15 protein-coding genes are annotated in these 16,443 nt (G+C 50.4%); 5 read left to right on the forward strand and 10 right to left on the reverse strand.

Annotated elements, in window-relative coordinates:
• Window positions 1-6: 6 nt before the first annotated feature.
• From tssC to P6574_RS15670, 7 genes are read right to left on the reverse strand one after another with little or no spacing between them, the layout of a single operon-like run.
• Window positions 7-1,485, reverse strand: coding sequence for a type VI secretion system contractile sheath large subunit (gene tssC / locus P6574_RS15640; RefSeq protein WP_310621197.1), 1,479 nt, complete (start codon window positions 1,483-1,485; stop codon window positions 7-9).
• Window positions 1,485-1,988, reverse strand: coding sequence for a type VI secretion system contractile sheath small subunit (gene tssB / locus P6574_RS15645; RefSeq protein ID WP_310621198.1), 504 nt, complete (start codon window positions 1,986-1,988; stop codon window positions 1,485-1,487). Before tssB ends, tssC begins: the two co-directional genes overlap by 1 nt.
• Before the next feature lie 12 nt (window positions 1,989-2,000).
• Window positions 2,001-2,522, reverse strand: a complete 522-nt coding sequence (locus P6574_RS15650) for a type VI secretion system tube protein Hcp (protein WP_310621199.1) — start codon at window positions 2,520-2,522, stop codon at window positions 2,001-2,003.
• A gap of 37 nt (window positions 2,523-2,559) precedes the next feature.
• On the reverse strand, window positions 2,560-3,978 hold the full coding sequence (locus P6574_RS15655) for a type VI secretion system protein TssA (protein WP_310621200.1): 1,419 nt from the start codon (window positions 3,976-3,978) through the stop codon (window positions 2,560-2,562).
• Window positions 3,975-4,985: an ABC transporter substrate binding protein gene (locus tag P6574_RS15660; RefSeq protein WP_310621201.1), complete on the reverse strand. Its 1,011-nt coding sequence runs from the start codon at window positions 4,983-4,985 to the stop codon at window positions 3,975-3,977. The genes P6574_RS15655 and P6574_RS15660 overlap by 4 nt, the downstream gene beginning before the upstream one ends.
• A complete protein-coding gene (locus P6574_RS15665) occupies window positions 4,978-7,041 on the reverse strand; it encodes an MFS transporter (RefSeq protein ID WP_310621202.1) in 2,064 nt (687 codons plus the stop codon). Before P6574_RS15665 ends, P6574_RS15660 begins: the two co-directional genes overlap by 8 nt.
• Window position 7,042: 1 nt before the next feature.
• On the reverse strand, window positions 7,043-7,813 hold the full coding sequence (locus P6574_RS15670) for a hypothetical protein (protein ID WP_310621203.1): 771 nt from the start codon (window positions 7,811-7,813) through the stop codon (window positions 7,043-7,045).
• Between the two features lie 775 nt (window positions 7,814-8,588).
• Between P6574_RS15670 and P6574_RS15675 the strand changes: the two genes are divergently transcribed.
• Together P6574_RS15675 and P6574_RS15680 are read left to right on the forward strand one after the other, a co-directional pair.
• Window positions 8,589-10,556 (forward strand): type VI secretion system Vgr family protein, encoded by a 1,968-nt coding sequence (locus tag P6574_RS15675; RefSeq protein ID WP_310621204.1) that lies wholly within the window; start codon window positions 8,589-8,591, stop codon window positions 10,554-10,556.
• 2 nt (window positions 10,557-10,558) lie between these two features.
• Entirely contained in the window at window positions 10,559-11,125 is a 567-nt protein-coding gene (locus P6574_RS15680; RefSeq protein WP_310621205.1) for a DUF6931 family protein, read from the forward strand.
• 205 nt (window positions 11,126-11,330) lie between these two features.
• Here P6574_RS15680 and P6574_RS15685 read toward each other — a convergent pair whose 3' ends face one another.
• Both P6574_RS15685 and P6574_RS15690 read right to left on the reverse strand, forming a co-directional pair.
• Window positions 11,331-12,059: an N-formylglutamate amidohydrolase gene (locus P6574_RS15685; RefSeq protein ID WP_310621206.1), complete on the reverse strand. Its 729-nt coding sequence runs from the start codon at window positions 12,057-12,059 to the stop codon at window positions 11,331-11,333.
• A 149-nt stretch (window positions 12,060-12,208) separates the two neighbouring features.
• Entirely contained in the window at window positions 12,209-12,646 is a 438-nt protein-coding gene (locus tag P6574_RS15690; protein ID WP_310621207.1) for an Lrp/AsnC family transcriptional regulator, read from the reverse strand.
• A gap of 148 nt (window positions 12,647-12,794) precedes the next feature.
• Here P6574_RS15690 and P6574_RS15695 point away from each other — a divergent pair, with 148 nt between their 5' ends.
• Together P6574_RS15695 and P6574_RS15700 are read left to right on the forward strand one after the other, a co-directional pair.
• Window positions 12,795-13,631, forward strand: a complete 837-nt coding sequence (locus tag P6574_RS15695) for a PhzF family phenazine biosynthesis protein (protein ID WP_310622177.1) — start codon at window positions 12,795-12,797, stop codon at window positions 13,629-13,631.
• Window positions 13,632-13,728: 97 nt separating this feature from the next.
• Window positions 13,729-13,911, forward strand: a complete 183-nt coding sequence (locus P6574_RS15700; RefSeq protein WP_310621208.1) for a hypothetical protein — start codon at window positions 13,729-13,731, stop codon at window positions 13,909-13,911.
• Between the two features lie 101 nt (window positions 13,912-14,012).
• Here the strand turns inward: P6574_RS15700 and P6574_RS15705 are convergent, their stop codons facing one another.
• Window positions 14,013-14,831 carry an EF-hand domain-containing protein gene (locus P6574_RS15705; RefSeq protein WP_310621209.1) on the reverse strand — a complete coding sequence of 273 codons (819 nt, stop codon included), beginning with the start codon at window positions 14,829-14,831 and terminating at the stop codon, window positions 14,013-14,015.
• Between the two features lie 279 nt (window positions 14,832-15,110).
• Here P6574_RS15705 and P6574_RS15710 point away from each other — a divergent pair, with 279 nt between their 5' ends.
• Entirely contained in the window at window positions 15,111-16,136 is a 1,026-nt protein-coding gene (locus P6574_RS15710) for an NAD-dependent epimerase/dehydratase family protein (protein ID WP_310621210.1), read from the forward strand.
• The last annotated feature ends 307 nt before the right edge of the window (window positions 16,137-16,443 follow it).

The raw sequence follows: 16,443 nt of genomic DNA on the forward strand, positions 1-16,443 counted from the left end.
AGGGCTTTAACCCGGAATTTTAGTAACCATTCGAACCGAAGTGGTTAGCTCTTCCAGCTGCAACCAAGGACGCAGATGCGCCACGGCAGAATAAGCACCCGGCTTGCCCGGCTGCTCCACAACCTCAATCGCACTTTCAGCCAACGGCGTACGGGAGCGCTCGGCATTCCCCATTGCACCGGCATTGGTGTACTGATCGATCCAGGCTTGCAGTTCTGCCTTGATGTCGCCAGCTTCCAGATTGGAGCCAAGACGATCTCGACCAATCACCTTCAGGTAATGGGCGATCCGGCTGGAGGCCATCATGTACGGCAGACGTGCAGAGATTGCCGCATTGGATGTGGCATCAGGGTCTGTGTAGGTTTTAGGACGCTGAACAGTCTGGCTACCAATAAAGACGGCATAGTTTGTGTTCTTGTAGTGAACCAGAGGCAGGAACCCCAGATCAGACAGCTCTTTTTCGCGCTCGTCCGTCAGGTTCACCTCTGTCGGGCACTGCTGCTGCACATCACCAGCATCGGACTTGTAGATCAGGTTCGGCAGCTGCTCCACCTTACCGCCATTCTCAAGCCCACGAATTGCAGTACACCACCCAAAAGCGGTGAATGCCTGATTCATCTTGAGGGCCATGTCATAGGCAGCATTGGACCAAACCAGCTGAGAATTTTCTGCAGGACGCTGATTACCATCTGCATCCGTATCCAACTCGTTAAAGTCAAAGGTCTTGGCACTAATGCCGTTCTGCCCGTATGGCAGGCGGGCAAGTGTCGAAGGCAGTGTCAGCGTAACATAGCGGCTTTCGTCGCTGTCACGGAACGCATTCCACGCCGCATAAGTGGGGCTGTCGAACCCTGCTGCAACAGGGCGGCCTTCATTGAAACTCTCAAACGAGTTGTATTCAAACATGCCAGCACCAGAGGCCGCCACGAATGGCGCATGACACGCTGCAGCTGTTTCTGCCATGTAGGTCAGAAGGGCAACATCCTCGTCGCCAAATCCGAAGTAGTAATCACCGATCAAGGCGCCGTAAGGCTCACCGCCAGCGGTTCCGAACTCTTGCTGGTACAGGCGTTCAAACAGCGGGCTCCGGTCAATGGCCGGAGCATCCTCAAACTGCTCCAGAAGCTCTTCCTTGTTGTAGTCCAGCAGCTTGATCTTCTGCTGTGGACCAATCTCGCTTTCACGTACAACCTTCTGCAAGCCTCTCCACGAGCCTTCCAGTGTCTGGAATTTGTCTTCCTGAATAATGGCTGACATCTGTTTGGACATCAGCCGATCAATTTCAGCAACAGCTTTGCGGATCGTAACGCCAACATTTTTGTCCCAGGCAATCGTACCTTCCATCGCCTGAGAGGTTAAAACGGTAAGAAGCTCTTTTGTTGTATCTTCAGGCGTTTGCAAAGTGGCTTCCAAAGCCCGATCAAGAAGACTGGTTTGCTCTGCTACACCAGCAGAGCCAGCGCCTACACTTTCTGTCTCTGACACTACGCATCTCCCTCTTTTGCAACACCCAGCTCATCGCCCAGTGACTTGATTAGATCCTGATCCTGCAAGATTTCCTTCAAGACCTTTTCCAAGTCGCGAGACCGGTCAGCCTTGGCAACGAGTGTCATCAGTTTTTCTCGGGTTTCAGCCAGCTTCCTGAGTGGCTCAACCTTCTCAACAAGAGCATCGGGCTCAAAGTCTTTCATGGACTTAAAAGAAAGGCTCACTTCAATCTCAGAATCGTCGTTCTCGATCATGTTCGGAACGCGGTAGGACAGCTCTGGTCCAATGCGTGCCATCACATCGTTGAAGTTGTCCTTGTCGACCTGATAAAGGGTCCGGTCTTCCGGAGCCTCCTTATCCTGCCGATCACCCGAATAGCCGCCGATCATACCGACAACAAAAGGCAACTCTTTCGTTTGAACCGCGCCGCCGTCTTCCACATCATAGGTAATGGAAACACGGTTCTTTGAAATCCGTTTATGTTGTGCGTTAAGCGCCATCAGATCCTCTTACTATTTTTGAGCGTCCGCATTGCCGGAAACCAGCTCGCCGGATTTCAGATCGAACTTCACGGTATCGGACTTAACGACCTCACCAGATTCAGTTTCGAAGTAGTGGGCAATGGAAACAACGGTGTAGGCGATGGACAGGGAAGTCTGCTCACCCGCATAAGCGTAGGAAGAAATACGTGCTTCTTCCAATGTCAGCACCAGTGTTGGCTGCAGGCCCTTGCCGTCATTCTTTGTTTTTGTGGTAACGATCTCAATCGTCTTGCCCTTTGCGCCAGGGGCAAAGAACATTGTTTCCAAAATGGCGGAGGCCGCATCATTTCCGCGTTCGATATTGATATCGCCAACAGCCGGAATACCGGTTTCCGCATCGCCTGCAGAGCCAACGGCTACGAAGATGGAGCGGGAGAAGGAAAAGCCCATGTTGGAAATCGGGAAGAAGCCCTTTTTGCCAGCAATCTCCTTGACAGTTGCCATCCCTTTAAAGTCGGTAATACCATCAATTCGCATGTAGTATCCGGACATATTTTTCTTCCTTTCTTATTCTCGCAGGGTCCACGCCCTACCATTCAAAATCAGCCACTTCTAAGTTGTCTTGTGTGGTGGCTTCAGAGGAGTCTTGTGCAGCGGAATTTTCCCGTTCCACGTTTTGTTCAGCATCAGGCGCTTGTTCGTGCACCCTGTCAGGAGTTACCACTGGAGCAGGCGCACTCTCGCGCACCTCAACAGCTGTTGAGGCAGTTCCTGTTTGTGGGTGTTCAACTTGTTTGGGAGGCGCTGCCTGCATGGGCAGACGGGCACTATTTGAGCGGTAAGTCTCTGAATAGCCCTGACTTTCCAAGCCAGTCATCAAGGACATCTGCGACATCCCCACACTGCCCTCGCTCAGTATTTCCTGAAAGAGCTCACCAGCGGAAAGATGCCCCCAACGAACTGCGCGGTCCAGCAACAGGCAGATGGGAGAATGGGGCTCGGTTTTACGGAAATATCCAGCCAGATCAGCAATTGCTGCCAATGCATCATCGCGGGAGGAGACCTGAGAGGACCAGCTTCCGGTACTGGCTGGAAGAGCCGTCTGCGGCGACGGGACAGCCGCTGTTTGCTGGGGCGTATCTGCGTCTTGAGTACCCGCCTTTTCCTCAGATACCAGAGCTTCAACGGCCTCTGCCGTCTCAAGTGTGTCTGGAGGAATTACTCCATCGCACAACACCTGAACGCTTCGTACCAGCTCTTTCAAATGACGGATAAAATAACCCAGCGAACAAACCGGCTGCTCATGCGCCTGCGCATATCTCTTCACCGTGCCATCAAGCCGCTCGCTCACGTCAATCATGGCATTCAGATCACGGGAAAGCTGGCGAACCTCCTCCTCGCTTGTTTGGATCAACGCAACCAGCGGCTCTTTTAAGGGAGCCAGCTCGCCTTTCTTCTCGGCAATCAGGAACTGCCCAAAAGACACTTCACCTATCAGGTGCAGGTTCGTGAGCGGAGCATATAAAAGCCCGCTGCCCTCAATATCTCCGAATAACTGGCTGATTGGCCTGAGTTTGAGCTCGGCAATCTCGATAGCCTGCTCACTCTCGCCAGCACCGCGCAACTTTTCTGCCGGCGGGATTGGCTGAAGGCCATCAATGTTTTGCTCGGCCAGCTCAACAAAAGCAGTGAGGCCTGCAAGCAACTCAGAAACCGGATTTGCCCCATGTAAAAGAGAAGCCAGATACCAGGAGAACACCTCGATATCCTTTGATGTGTTCACCAGCGTCTCTTGGGAAACTTCTTTCAAGATCGCCCAAGCTGCCCGGTTGGCCTCTTCCAAAGCACGGTCTTCCAGCGATTCCAAAGACTCTGAAAAAGCCCGATAGGACGTTTGCGCTGCGTTGAAAGCATTGCGTAAACTCCGATAGGCTTTCCGGTCCCCTTTCAGGTAGATACCCGCGACCGCCTTTTCAGAAATGGGGGAGGTTAACACCGCTGCCGTCATTGAATAATCTCCGCCATGTTTACAATCGGTAGAGGGGGGTAAAGCTTCAGCTGACGCGCTGCCCGCATGTTGACAAATAAGGAATAACGATCGAGCGCCTTCACACGCAGCTGCCCCGGCTCCATTCCATCAAGCAAAATTTTCGCTGCCTGCGATGCGGCAAGCTTGCCAACATTCACATAGCTGTTCGAGACGGACATCAAGGCCATGCCATCGCGCACCATTTGTTCGTAGGCACTAAAAACCGGCAGGTTTTGCGCTACTGCCTCATTTGTGAAAGCACCGCGATTTTCCAAATTGAACGAGCTGGAACCCACATAAATAGCCTCGGCTCCTTGCTCTTTCGCCTGCGCGATCAGCGCGGGAATTTGAACCGGATCCGGCTTTCCGCGCTCATTCAACGCATATTCGAATTGCAGCAGTTCAAACCCCATTTTCTTGGATAGACCAAGCAGGGTCTGAGTATTCAACGAGGAATTGATTGCACTTGGATCGTTGATCACCGCAAGGCGTTTGGGGCGGTGATATTCGAAAATCTGATTAAGCTGGACTTCCTCTTTCACCCTGTTGTGAACACCGGTCACTAACGGGCGACCAGATGTTGCATAGCTTTCAATAATGCCGGAGCGTACAGGGTCAGCCACAATCATAAACAGGGCCGGAATATCCCCCAAACCGCTTTCAGCGCCATGATCCTCAATGGTCCCGATGAGGCTGCGCGTCACCGTTGTTCCCCAAGTGACGACCAGATCAGGACGGCTGGCGTTAATCTTTTCTTTCACCGCCTCAAGAGCACTTTTATCCCGGGCAACATCCGTGACAGATACTTTGACGGGAAGCTCCCTCTCCTCAAAGTAGCGGATAAATCCCTGACATGCCTCTTCGCATCCACGCCACACCACCATGTGCACACGGCTAGTGGTGAGTGGCTGGACCTTTGCAGCTGCGGAAAAGACCAGTACCAAAGTGCTCACTGCGAAAACAACCAGTTGCAAAAGTTTAGGCATGGCTCACTTCACCCCTTTGATTGGAACGGGAGATGAACATCATGACGACACCGGCAACGGCGATAGTCAGACCCAGAACAGCCGCAACGCTGCCAAAGTCCAGTTTCACAAGCAGCCCCGCCACAACCAGCGGTCCGGCCACACTCCCCACTCTTTCAAACATGCGCAGATAGCTGAGAGCCGCTGTCCGGCTGGCATCTGGGCTCTTTTCCGCCGCCTCTAGGGCTGCCACAATCAGTGGTGCTTTGAGGAAAGCATGGGCCAGTCCCAGCAGCGCTACAACAGCCAGAACAATGGCAACACTTGAGCTTTGATAGAGCCCCAAAAGAACAATTCCCGATACGATCGTTGCAAAGATCACGGTCAGCAAATTCTTGCCCAGCTGGTCGGAAAAACGCGATGCCAAGGGACTGATCGGAATAATGATCAAGGAATAGACCATCATCGTACGCCCGATCTCGGACTGACTTGCATCAAGGCTTGCCAGATAAATGGGAACAAAGAAGTACAAGAAGCCAGTCAGCACCACCTTGGCCGGAATGGCGCAAAACAGCAAAAGCGTCACAAACTGTTTATTTCCCAGCAGTGCCGCCAGTGAACCGGAGGTTTTGGCGGGCGTTCCCTTTACTTTGGGCTCTTCCTCAGGAAGCTTACTGCGCAGCATTTTCCAGCCAAGCAAACCGGCAAACGCACTCAGGGCAATGGAGACAAGAAATACCGACTTAAACCCAAGCCAATCTGCAAAAATGGAGCCGATGGCGGTTCCGCACATGGTGGCGGTCATCAAAACACCAACAAACGTGGCCATTGCCTGCGCCCGGTTTCCATTGCTGGCCACCGCCGCAATATAACTTTGGCAACTGATCGTGATAATGCCGTAGCCTACAGCGGTAATGGAGCGGGCAAGCACAATATCCGTCGCACTTTGGGCAAGCCAGCAATACAAGTATCCGCCGATTGCCGGAACAAGCCCTGCCAAGTACAGGGTTTTATTTCCAAAACGGTCAATCAGGCTGGCTGCAAACGGCGTAATCACCGCTAAAACCAGCATAAACGCCGAAATTGGCAAACCCATCATAATGTCTTTATCAAGAAGATCCGTATCGCTGTAATACTCCGCCACAAACAACGGCAAAAAGGATTTTTGCAACTCTTCGGCAAAGCAAAAAACGAACAGCGGAATACGCGCATCAATGACAGAGACCTTCTTCGCCTCATCCTTTGAAAAAAGGCTATATCGCGCAGCAAAGGCACGCATCTGCTCAAGCATTGCACTGGAGGCGCCTTGCAAGCCTTCCACCAGCTTTCGAAGCCTGTCATTTTGCCGGTTCATTTCTCCAATGAACAGCCCGACCTGATCCTTGCGCGCCCCTCCTTCATGCGTCCCTAGGTATCCTTTAGAGCGCTTGAGAATTGCAGCCTCCACCAGACGCAGGGGCTCGGCAATGGTTGAGTTCAGGAAAACAACCATCACCTCAACTGCAATCAAGCAAACCGCAATTAACAGCACGAGAGTATCGAAGAACACGCTTGAGAGCTTGCTGTTCACATAATCAAGATCAATAGTGGTGCGAACCTTGGCAACGCTTACCCCGCCCGCATGAATAGCAGCTTCCGCAATCAGATCGTGCTCTTCAGCCCCGAAAAGAACCTCACCGACTTCTGAAAGCGAACCCAAAATACCTTGAAGAAACGCTGTGGGCCGCCCTACTTCGTCTTCAAGCTCGGTTGCCAGACTTCCGCTGCCACCTCGAGTTAGAACATCACCAGCACCATCAATGATCGAGATTTCCCTGATCTCTGGATTGGTGCGCTCCAGTTCTTCCAGATACGTCTCAATGCCACGAATTTCATGGAACGGGATCCCGATTTCCGTGGCATACTCCAAGTTTCGCTTAACAGAAAGCGTCACGCTATCAGCTTTTGAAAGAAGGTAAGGGTGCAGCCCCGATCTGAATTCCGCCAGAGTTACAGCAATGCTGAGAATTGCTGCCAAAGTCATGGCAACAACCATGCTCAAGAAGTACCGCTTGGAAAAACCGGCTAAAATCTGCATATCAAACGCCCCCACGCTCTTTTTCAGCGCTAGAGGCAACCTTTTGGAGTTCGGACCACGCACCTTCGTAGACCTCATTCCCTTCCGAAATTTTTCCGCTCACTGCCCCTTGCTGGGCTGCATAGCCATCCCGCAAACTCTCAGAGGTCAGTGAGTAATAGAATTGATTGATTTTCCCGAAGCCCATCAAAACAAGGGGAACCAGAAAAACAAGGATCAGACCAAAAATACTCAAATACGCCCAGTTCAACCGCGAGGTTGTCTGTGAAACATCCTTCATGAAATGCTTGGCGCTGGAGGAAACAATCACTGCCCCCATGACTGAGTTGGAAGAATCGAACAACAGGCGACCGGAGTATAAAAGCTCTCCCCTATCAACTGTCGTGATCTTCTCCCCGCTCCCCAGAACGCGCCGCATTACAGCACCCCGATCCTTTTGAGGAATTTGCAAACCTCCGGCACTCACAATGATATCTCCCTTAGGAGAAACAACGAGAATATGCTGGATTTGCTCGCCCCGCTCTTTTTCTCGCAGAACAAGACCCGCCAAGCCTGACATCTCCTTTAAAGACATGCCAACTCCCTCTCCCCGATGCACCAGAGTCTCAACAGCACCGGCAACCACCTGAAGACGAGAGGAAACCGCCTCAGCTACGAGAGAGCGAAATTTAAGGGGGCTTAGAATGCTTTGAAGAGCAAGTACTCCTGCAATCACTACTAATATTGACAGCGTAATTCTAAGATTAAAGAAGGACAAGGCACCGTGAAACATGAGACTGCCTCAACTACTAAAGCTGGGAGCAAAGGCCTCACAGCTAAGATTCCAAGAGGCATAACTAGTTAATTGCCGGAAACGCATCCCAATGCTTGCATCAGTACATTTAAAATAAATATTCTTCATCTAGCACTCTATCAATAAAATCTTATTTTAATTTTGAGAGCAGCAGCACTCAAATACATTTCTTGTATTTGTTCACCATAAGGAAATATAAATATATTTATACACAGACAGATCATGTATAAATATATTTAAACATTACCAAAACTTCACATTACCTCCCGCAGCATAGAGTTTTGGACAACAACCCAAGAATATTTCAAAGATATTCATAGATATATATACTTAAGTCTTATATGTTTCCCAAAAGAAATGTCAAACTCAATTTACTGTTAGAATTCAATCAAATTTCTGTGAGCTAGATTCACCCCTCTCATTTGTTATTCTAAAACCTTAATTTTACTTAGGTTTTGCGGCCAGACATAATAGTCAACCAAGCAAAAATTGACGTGGATTATCAATTTCTCCCTCCCTCAGCGGAAGAAACCAACCTGAAAGGATGAATTTCGAGAAGAAAAAATAATTTCTCATTTTTCATCTCCCCTTTTCCAATTAGATGATAATTTCTATTTTAAATCACTTTTGCAAAACTACACTTGAATGATTGAACTTCATTATTCATTGGTTATATTTGCGCTGAACTGCCGAGGTATACTCTGGATGTCCTCGTTAAGAACAAAGACAGTATTTCTTCTTGTAGGGCCCCATTATGAGTAAATCTGCCACCGATAGTTCCGAGGATATTGCATTTTTTCTCAATATGGACGGCGCATCTTATGTGGTTGAGAGTTTGCAGGTTGAGGAGCGCCTTTCACAAGTACCAACTTACGAGCTGGTTATTGCAGATATCTCAACTCCTCTTGCAGACCTTATTGGTAAGCACACAAACCTAGCCTGCAGTAAAGCTGTCTACACCAACAATGTGAAGCCCCGCTCGTTTGCAGGCATCATTGTAAAAGCACAAAGGATACTTGGCGCCAACGGCCTTGCCAGTATCCAGCTTCTGGTTCGCCCTTCCCTTTGTATTCTGGAGCTAGGCAAAAACTCGGCCATCTATCAAAACCTGAATACCATTGAGATCTGGGGGAAGGTGCTGGAGAACAATAATGTATCCACCCTGAAGCTCAGCGGCGTCAGATCCCTTCCCCCTAGAGGGACCTGCATTCAGTATGAAGAGGACGATCTGGCCTTTTGCCAAAGGCTGCTTTCTGAAGAAGGCCATGTCTATTTCTTTTCAGATGGTAAAGACCCCGAGGCCCTGACAATTCATGACCCTTCCAAGCCTTTCCCCTCATTTGGAAAGGCCATTGAACTTGAAGATGTTCTGGGCATTGCAGACAGAGGCACCTATCATGCGAAAGAGCTGGATCATACCCACAGGCTAACCCCAGCAACAAGCCAAATCGCCACCTATGACGCTCAAAAAGTGCATACCCTCAAAGCAGGTCCGGCGAGTTCCAGCTCGCTAAGCATCAAGGAAAAACCCTCCGTCTATCGCTATATTCCTCTGGCAAGAGATGTTCTGTCCTCTGCGGAAATGGGAAAAGTAGCTGGCGCGGAACAAGCCGGTGAGGTCACACTCAAAGGTGTAACCGAGCACCCCGCTCTTCATATCGGCCAAACCATAAATCTTGGCTCAAACACGTTCAACGCTCCGCCAAAAAACCTGACGCTCACTGCCTTCACCTACAGCTGGAGCCGTGGCAGCACATTACACGCAACATTTGAAGCCACGCCGCAAGAACTCAAGCTCTTTCCAAAGCGGTTGCCAAAGCCACAAATGACCAGTGTGCACAACGCGGTTGTCATCGGTTCCAAAGAAGGCTCTCCGGCCTGTGACGAACAAGGGCGTGTTCAGGTCAAGTTCTTTTGGGATATCACCGAAGATCAGCAGGAAACATCGGGTTTTATTCGAGTTGCCGAAACATTCGCCGGCAATGCAAAAGGCGCCCTTTTCCTGCCCCGCGTTGGTCAGGAAGTCTTGATCTCGTTTCTTCAAGGCGATCCGGACCTCCCCATCATTACCGGGCAGATTTACAACGAACAGCACAAGCATCCTTTTTCTTCAGCAAATACAACAAGGTCCGGTTTCGTTACCGGCCTTGGAGAAAAGAACAACGAACTTGAGTTCGAGGACGCGGAAGGCAACGAGAAGATTGGCGTACGGGCTGCGAAAGATCTCGAGGTTCTGGTTGAGGAAAACGCACTCAAGGATGTTAAAAAACTCGAGACCACAACAATCGGAGAAACATCAAACCTGACCATCGGGCAGGATCAGGTGACAGTTGTAAAAAACAAGACGGATTTTTCAACGGGCGAACGTGAGGTTAAAACCGAGAAAAAGGATAGCCTTGCAGCTCAGGAGATCGAGCTGTCCGCCGACACGAAAATCACCTTGAAGGTTGGAAGCTCGAAACTTGAGATCACGCCCTCCGCCATCACCATCAGCGCGGCGCAGCTTAATCTGGAAGGCAAGTCCCAGTTAAATGGCAAGTCCAGCGGCCCCCTTTCTCTGGAGGGGCTGAGTACTGAATTAAAAGCGCAGACAACCAATAATGTAACGGGCCTGCAAGTGACAATGGAAGGTCAAGCTCAGGTCTCCATCAAAGCCCCACTCAGCGAAGTCAACAGCCAAGGCCCATTGATGCTCAAGGGCCTACCAACGATGATTAACTAAACATGCTTAAGAAAATTCCGTTCACGGGCACCAAGGAAATTCTGGCACGCTTCGCCTTGAGCGCAGAGGCCAAGCCACTCCTTCAGCCCCGCTTTTCACCTCTCGAAGCTATGGAGAGGTTGATTGAGGCGTCACTTCTCACGGACTATGTGAATTTTGTAGCCCATGCCTTGCCCCCACGAGAAGGAATTTGCTGGGCGTTGGCCATCCAACACGACTATTTCCTGAAAGACACACAAGAAGCCCCCCAAATTCGCGAGGCAGTTCGAAGCTGGGTGCACTCCCCAAGCGAGGACAAACGCCGCCAGATATTGGCAAAAGCGGAGGAAGTGGGAACCTCTGTCCCCACTGGCTGGCTGTGTTATGCGGTTGGCTGGAATGGTTCGGGAAGCATTGCAGACCCCAAAGGCCCTGTTGTCCTGCCCCCTCCCTATCTCCACGCCAAGGCATTGCTGGGGGCTGTGGCGTTGATCCCGATAAACTCTGAAGGAGAAATTCAAAGCCTCCTCAAAACAGCGCATAAGGCCACGCTTCAAGTTGCCAACGGTGACTGGCCAACTGTTTTCTAACGCGTATCACCGAAAAGTGGATACCGGTTTTCTGTTAAAGATACGCGCCTAAACTGCAGATTAAAGCTTTGATATATTTCGATAAACACTCTCATCGTTTTAAAGCGGCAACCTAACTTACACAGCCGCTCCCCGCCGCCGTTCCGGGGTTCAAAGACAAACCGTATATGTCTTGGATGAGACGGTTGGAAGAAGGCCGTTGCTGCTACTCGCACATGGGCAAGGCTTTGTGCAGGGCCTTGCTTAACAGCTCGGCCATCTGCCCTTGTTGCTCCGGTGTGGCAATCAGGTCATTGCGCAGCTCCACCATCACGTTCAAAAGCCCGTTTTTCAGTCCGTGCTCCTTTAAAGTGTGGGTCACCCCGTCTTCAGGGCCATAGGGCGCATTGCGCTGCACATTGAAAGAGCAGCCTTGCAGGCAGCTCAGCAACGCATCTGCCAAGCGGGTGTCGTCATCATGTAAAATGCCGACTTCAACGGCGCGCGATTTCCCATTATAAATGGGGGTATAGCTGTGTATGGTCAGCAGAACCGGAGGCTTTTCGCACTCCCCCCTCTCACAAATCAACGAGGCAAGGCGATGCCTAAACGGTTCATAAAACCGCGTTACCCGCTCGGCTCTTTGTGCCTCGGACAGAGTTGCATTGCCGGGTATCTGGTAGATTTCGCTTTTCTCTGGCATTGCAGTGGGGTCATGGGGTGGCCGGTTACAATCATAAACCAACCGAGAAACCTCTTGGGCAATCAGGGGAGCATCCAAAAGCCAAGACATATGCTGTGCAACTGCCAGTGCGCCGGGGTCCCAGGCAACATGGCTCACCCGCGCCTCGCTCTCCAGTCCAAGTCCTTTGAACTCGGCAGGAATAAACTTGGAAGCGTGCTCGCAAATAAGCACAAAAGAGCTGCTGCCCTCTAAGTTCTGAACTTCTACCAAACTATCCCCCACCACGTGCACCACCTTCGCAAAGGCAGGCTTCGTTCTTCAATATTCCCAAGACCAAAATTTCTGGAAAATATTTCACAATCATCATAAATTCGCAAGAACACGTAGGGATGACCTGAGCAGAGTGTAAAGCTTTTGTTTCAACGCAATGGCGGCATTCTGCTGCGCAAGGGAGTGGCCTTAATGATTGCAGTATTGGTCACGGCTTTGTCTTGCAGCGGTTCCAGCAGGTCATCCAGCTCACTGATATCGCGCAGTAGCAACCGTGTCACAAAACAATCCTCCCCCGTCACCTTGTCACAAGCGGTAAAGCGAGGCTGCTCCAGAATAAGTTGCTCCACAATATGCAAAGCGCCAGGGCTAGGCTTCACCCGTACAATTGCCTCCAGCGTATAGCCAAGTGCTCGCGGTGAGAATTCAATGGTGAACGCCTTGATCACCCCCTCATGTTCCAGTTTGCGTACCCGTTCGCTGACATTTGGGCCAGACATGCCAACACGGGCGGCAAGTTCACTCATGGAAATGCGCCCGTCCCGCTCCAAAATCTCTATAATTCTAGCGTCCGTTTCATCAATCATATTCGCATCCAAAGCGATTTTAGTATTATGCCTAAGTTTTATAGGAAAATTAGCCCGGTTGCCTTCATCTATAAATTCAAAACCTAAAATTTTTTGGCTACGCTTTAAATATCAAGAATTTACGGAGAACAAAATGTCTGAAACAAACTTGAAAGTTTGGAAAATTGCAGCATTTTCCAACAGTGGTGTAGGTGGAAATCCAGCAGGTGTTGTCGTTGCAAAAATCCTGCCCAGCGCGCCTGTCATGCAGAAAATCGCCGCCGATGTTGGATTTTCCGAAACTGTATTTGCCGCCCGCGCGCCAAATGGTGAGAGTTACCGAACCCGCTATTTCTCACCGGAAACAGAAGTCCCCTTCTGTGGCCATGCCACCATTGCACTTGGAGCTGTTCTGGGCCGGATGTACGGCCCTAAAGTTTACCCTCTCACTTTGAATAATGCCGAAATCAGCGTTGAAAGCTGGGTGGAGGAGGATACCATGCAAGTGGCCCTGCAATCTCCAAGTACCCACAGTAAAAAGCTGGATGAACAGAGTGTAAGTGACCTTCTCACCCTCTTCTCTCTCGCCCCCTCTGACTTGGACGAGCGCCTGTCCCCCGCCCGTATTCACGGAGGTTCCGATCATCTTTTTCTTGCGGTAAATGATCGCCGTACTCTCACCCGATTGTCCTATGACTTGCAGCGGGGCAAAGCCTTCATGCACACGCAAAAGGTGGCGACTATCATGCTGGTCTACGCCCGCGATGATCAAAGCTTCGATGTTCGCAATGCTTTTGCTTCCGCTGGCGTTTTCGAAGACCCGGCAACAGGAGCCGCAGCCTCAGCCTTTTCAGGTTACCTGCGAGATATCGGTTGGCCCCATCAGGGGCAGATCCACATCACTCAGGGCGAGGATATGGGCATGAAATCTCTCATCACAGCGCAAATTCCTTCCGAAAAAGGTACAAGCATCCGCATCAGCGGCAGTGCGCGGGAAATGGGATAAAACGTAATGCCAACGGGATTTTCCCTCCCTTTCATCCATTGAATTTTCGTGAAAAACACCCACCTAAAAACTAGTGTACTCCACGAAAGCAAGAAGAATGGGAAAGGTCGTAAAATTCCACCGTCTCGGTGTCAGAGAAAGAAAGCTTCCTCTTGATCCTGACCTAGAAGGGGGGAGGCGCTCCCCTTTTCAAAACCAGCTCGCAAAAGTTCTCTACATTTTCGTTTTGGCGGTCCTGATCGGGCTCGCCCTTTTTAGCTTAATTCCACTGTTCAGCTAAAAAAGAGGTTCCAGATAGGAACCTCTTTTAAACTGGGTACAGTTCACAGTCCTGAGTTTGAATGCCTCAGTGAGCCGGACCGTTTGTACTGCCACTCCAGCTTATTTTCCCTTGCGCTCTCCATGCGGACCATGGCCGCCCTTGCCTTTTTTATGCTTCTTCAGGTCGGCCTTGGTCACAACACCGTCGTTGTTCCGGTCCATCCGCTCAACAAAATTGTCATAGCCCTTTGAGTATTCTTCAAAGGTTACCTGCAAATCGCCATTGGCATCCATGCGCTGGAATGAGCGAACACTCATTGGCTTGCTGAACTGGGCTGCAACGGGTTTGAAGGTTTCCAAAGTTAGCGGGCCGTTAGCAAAGACTTGGTCGGCAACAACTGCAATTTCGTCTGCACTGATTTTGCCATCATTATTGGTATCAACCTGAGCGAAAAACGCTTTCAGACCGTGCTTGTGCCCGCCGCCATGACCACGCATGTGCTTTTCGTGCCCTTTACCACGCTCGTTTCGTGGACCCTTTGCCCGTTCTTTCCGCTCATTCATACGATTGGCAGCGTCTGTTGCCACTTCTACAAACTCTTCACGGGTGATTTGCCCGTTTCCATCTGTATCAAAACGCTGGAACATGCGCACGGCTTTGGGGTCGTTTTTGGTTGCCTTGTAAGTCTGCCAGTCTTCCAGTGTAAATCCATCCCCGCCAGAGCGGTTGATTTGCGTGAACTCTTCTTTAACAACCTGATTAACGTCCGATTGGTCAAAAGAGCCATCACCGTTCCTGTCGAAACGGTCGAACAGACGTTCATAGGGGGCAGGCTTGCCTTGCATGAAGCCGCCATTACCCGGCATAGCAGACGCGACCGAAGTTCCAGCCAGAGCAAGCGTAGTTGCAGCTAAAATAGTTGATCCAAATACTTTCATCGAAAAATCTCCTTTTAACTCCAAGGCGAGGTCTGTGGTGGCTTGTCGCTTGGATGAGTTTGAATGTAGGAGGTAATTGTCGTAGAAAAATATCCAAAAACCGGCAAAAGTGTCACTGCATGTCACCGAGTGACTACTCTAAGACAAAATGATACAACCTTACCAATAAGTAATTTATGCTTTTGGCGAAACGAGTAAAACTTCTCTGCGGTTTTTTATGGCCTTCTAAAAAAGTTTGAATATAACACCTGCATAAGAAAGATTAACAAGGCCCACGACGTGAACGCATTAAAGAAGGTTTTTATCACCGGTACTGCCGGTTTCATCGGTTTTCACCTAGCCAAGCGCCTGTTGGCCGAAGGGTATCTGGTGGACGGTTATGACGGCATGACCCACTACTATGATGTTACCTTGAAACAGGCCCGTGTAGCCCTGCTGGAAAAAACCAATGGCTACCAACACCATACGGGTATGCTGGAGGATAAAGACACGTTTGATGCGTCGGTGGACGCATGTAAGCCAGATATCATCATTCATCTGGCAGCGCAGGCGGGGGTTCGCTATAGCCTTGAGCACCCGGACACCTATGTCAGTTCTAACCTGGAAGGCACCTTTCATGTCATGGAAGCTGCCCGTCGGCATACTCCAAAGCACCTATTGGTCGCTTCCACCAGCTCGGTCTACGGCGGCAACGAAAAAATGCCGTTTTATGAAACAGATGCCACAGACCACCCCCTGACCATCTACGCCGCCACAAAGAAGGCGACGGAGGCCATGACGCACTCCTATTCCCATTTGTGGAAACTGCCGACCACCTGTTGCCGTTTCTTCACCGTTTACGGCCCTTGGGGGCGTCCTGACATGGCTTTATTCAAGTTTGTCAAAGCCATTGAAGAAGGAAGCCCGATCGACGTTTACGGGCACGGTGATATGGGGCGGGACTTTACCTATATTGATGATATCATTGAAGGTATTGTCCGGCTTATGGGGACCCCTCCAAAGGCGGGTCAGCCCCTTGTCAACGACGAAGTCAGAGACACTTTATCTCCGGTTGCGCCATGGCGTGCGGTAAATATTGCAGGTGGCCAGCCCTACGGATTGATGCAGTTTATCGAGACAATTGAATCCTGCCTGAACAAGAAGACTCAGCTGAACATGCTGCCCATGCAAAAAGGGGATGTACCCAGCACATATGCCTCGCCAGAGTTGCTTCAGGCACTCACCGGCTTCACACCTGCCATATCGGTGGAAGATGGCGTCGCTGCCTTTGTGGACTGGTACCGCCAGTTCTATGGCACTAAATAGCACCTAGTACGCATAGACCGGAGGGGGATTACGACCCTCTCCGCCCTTCATCCGGCATCCCCCCTTTACTTATACCCCCTACGTTTTTATATTGTGTCAAATGTCACAGGCACATATTTCGACTTTTCAATAGCATACCAATTGCAAGGGGAGCCCCTTTAATATCATGGCTCCAACTTTTCACCATTGCTGATCACGCGTGACCCTTTAGGTTCTTTCTCACAGGGGGTTTGCTGGAAGTTCAGAAGATTGGTGTTTCTCCAATATTTCGCGTTCAAGGCCGCAAACCAGTCTTCCGTCTCCAAAC

Origin of the sequence: Pseudovibrio sp. M1P-2-3 (genome assembly GCF_031501865.1) — a bacterium.
GTDB lineage: Bacteria > Pseudomonadota > Alphaproteobacteria > Rhizobiales > Stappiaceae > Pseudovibrio > Pseudovibrio corallicola.

Excerpts from the sequence above, each read along its gene's own strand:
- P6574_RS15660 (WP_310621201.1), bottom strand. The coding sequence starts at position 4,985 with ATGCCTAAACTTTTGCAACTGGTTGTTTTCGCAGTGAGCACTTTGGTA.
- P6574_RS15665 (WP_310621202.1), bottom strand. The coding sequence starts at position 7,041 with ATGCAGATTTTAGCCGGTTTTTCCAAGCGGTACTTCTTGAGCATGGTT.
- P6574_RS15700 (WP_310621208.1), top strand. The coding sequence starts at position 13,729 with ATGGGAAAGGTCGTAAAATTCCACCGTCTCGGTGTCAGAGAAAGAAAG.
- P6574_RS15675 (WP_310621204.1), top strand. The coding sequence starts at position 8,589 with ATGAGTAAATCTGCCACCGATAGTTCCGAGGATATTGCATTTTTTCTC.
- P6574_RS15650 (WP_310621199.1), bottom strand. The coding sequence starts at position 2,522 with ATGTCCGGATACTACATGCGAATTGATGGTATTACCGACTTTAAAGGG.
- tssB (WP_310621198.1), bottom strand. The coding sequence starts at position 1,988 with ATGGCGCTTAACGCACAACATAAACGGATTTCAAAGAACCGTGTTTCC.
- P6574_RS15655 (WP_310621200.1), bottom strand. The coding sequence starts at position 3,978 with ATGACGGCAGCGGTGTTAACCTCCCCCATTTCTGAAAAGGCGGTCGCG.
- P6574_RS15680 (WP_310621205.1), top strand. The coding sequence starts at position 10,559 with ATGCTTAAGAAAATTCCGTTCACGGGCACCAAGGAAATTCTGGCACGC.
- P6574_RS15670 (WP_310621203.1), bottom strand. The coding sequence starts at position 7,813 with ATGTTTCACGGTGCCTTGTCCTTCTTTAATCTTAGAATTACGCTGTCA.
- P6574_RS15690 (WP_310621207.1), bottom strand. The coding sequence starts at position 12,646 with ATGATTGATGAAACGGACGCTAGAATTATAGAGATTTTGGAGCGGGAC.
- P6574_RS15705 (WP_310621209.1), bottom strand. The coding sequence starts at position 14,831 with ATGAAAGTATTTGGATCAACTATTTTAGCTGCAACTACGCTTGCTCTG.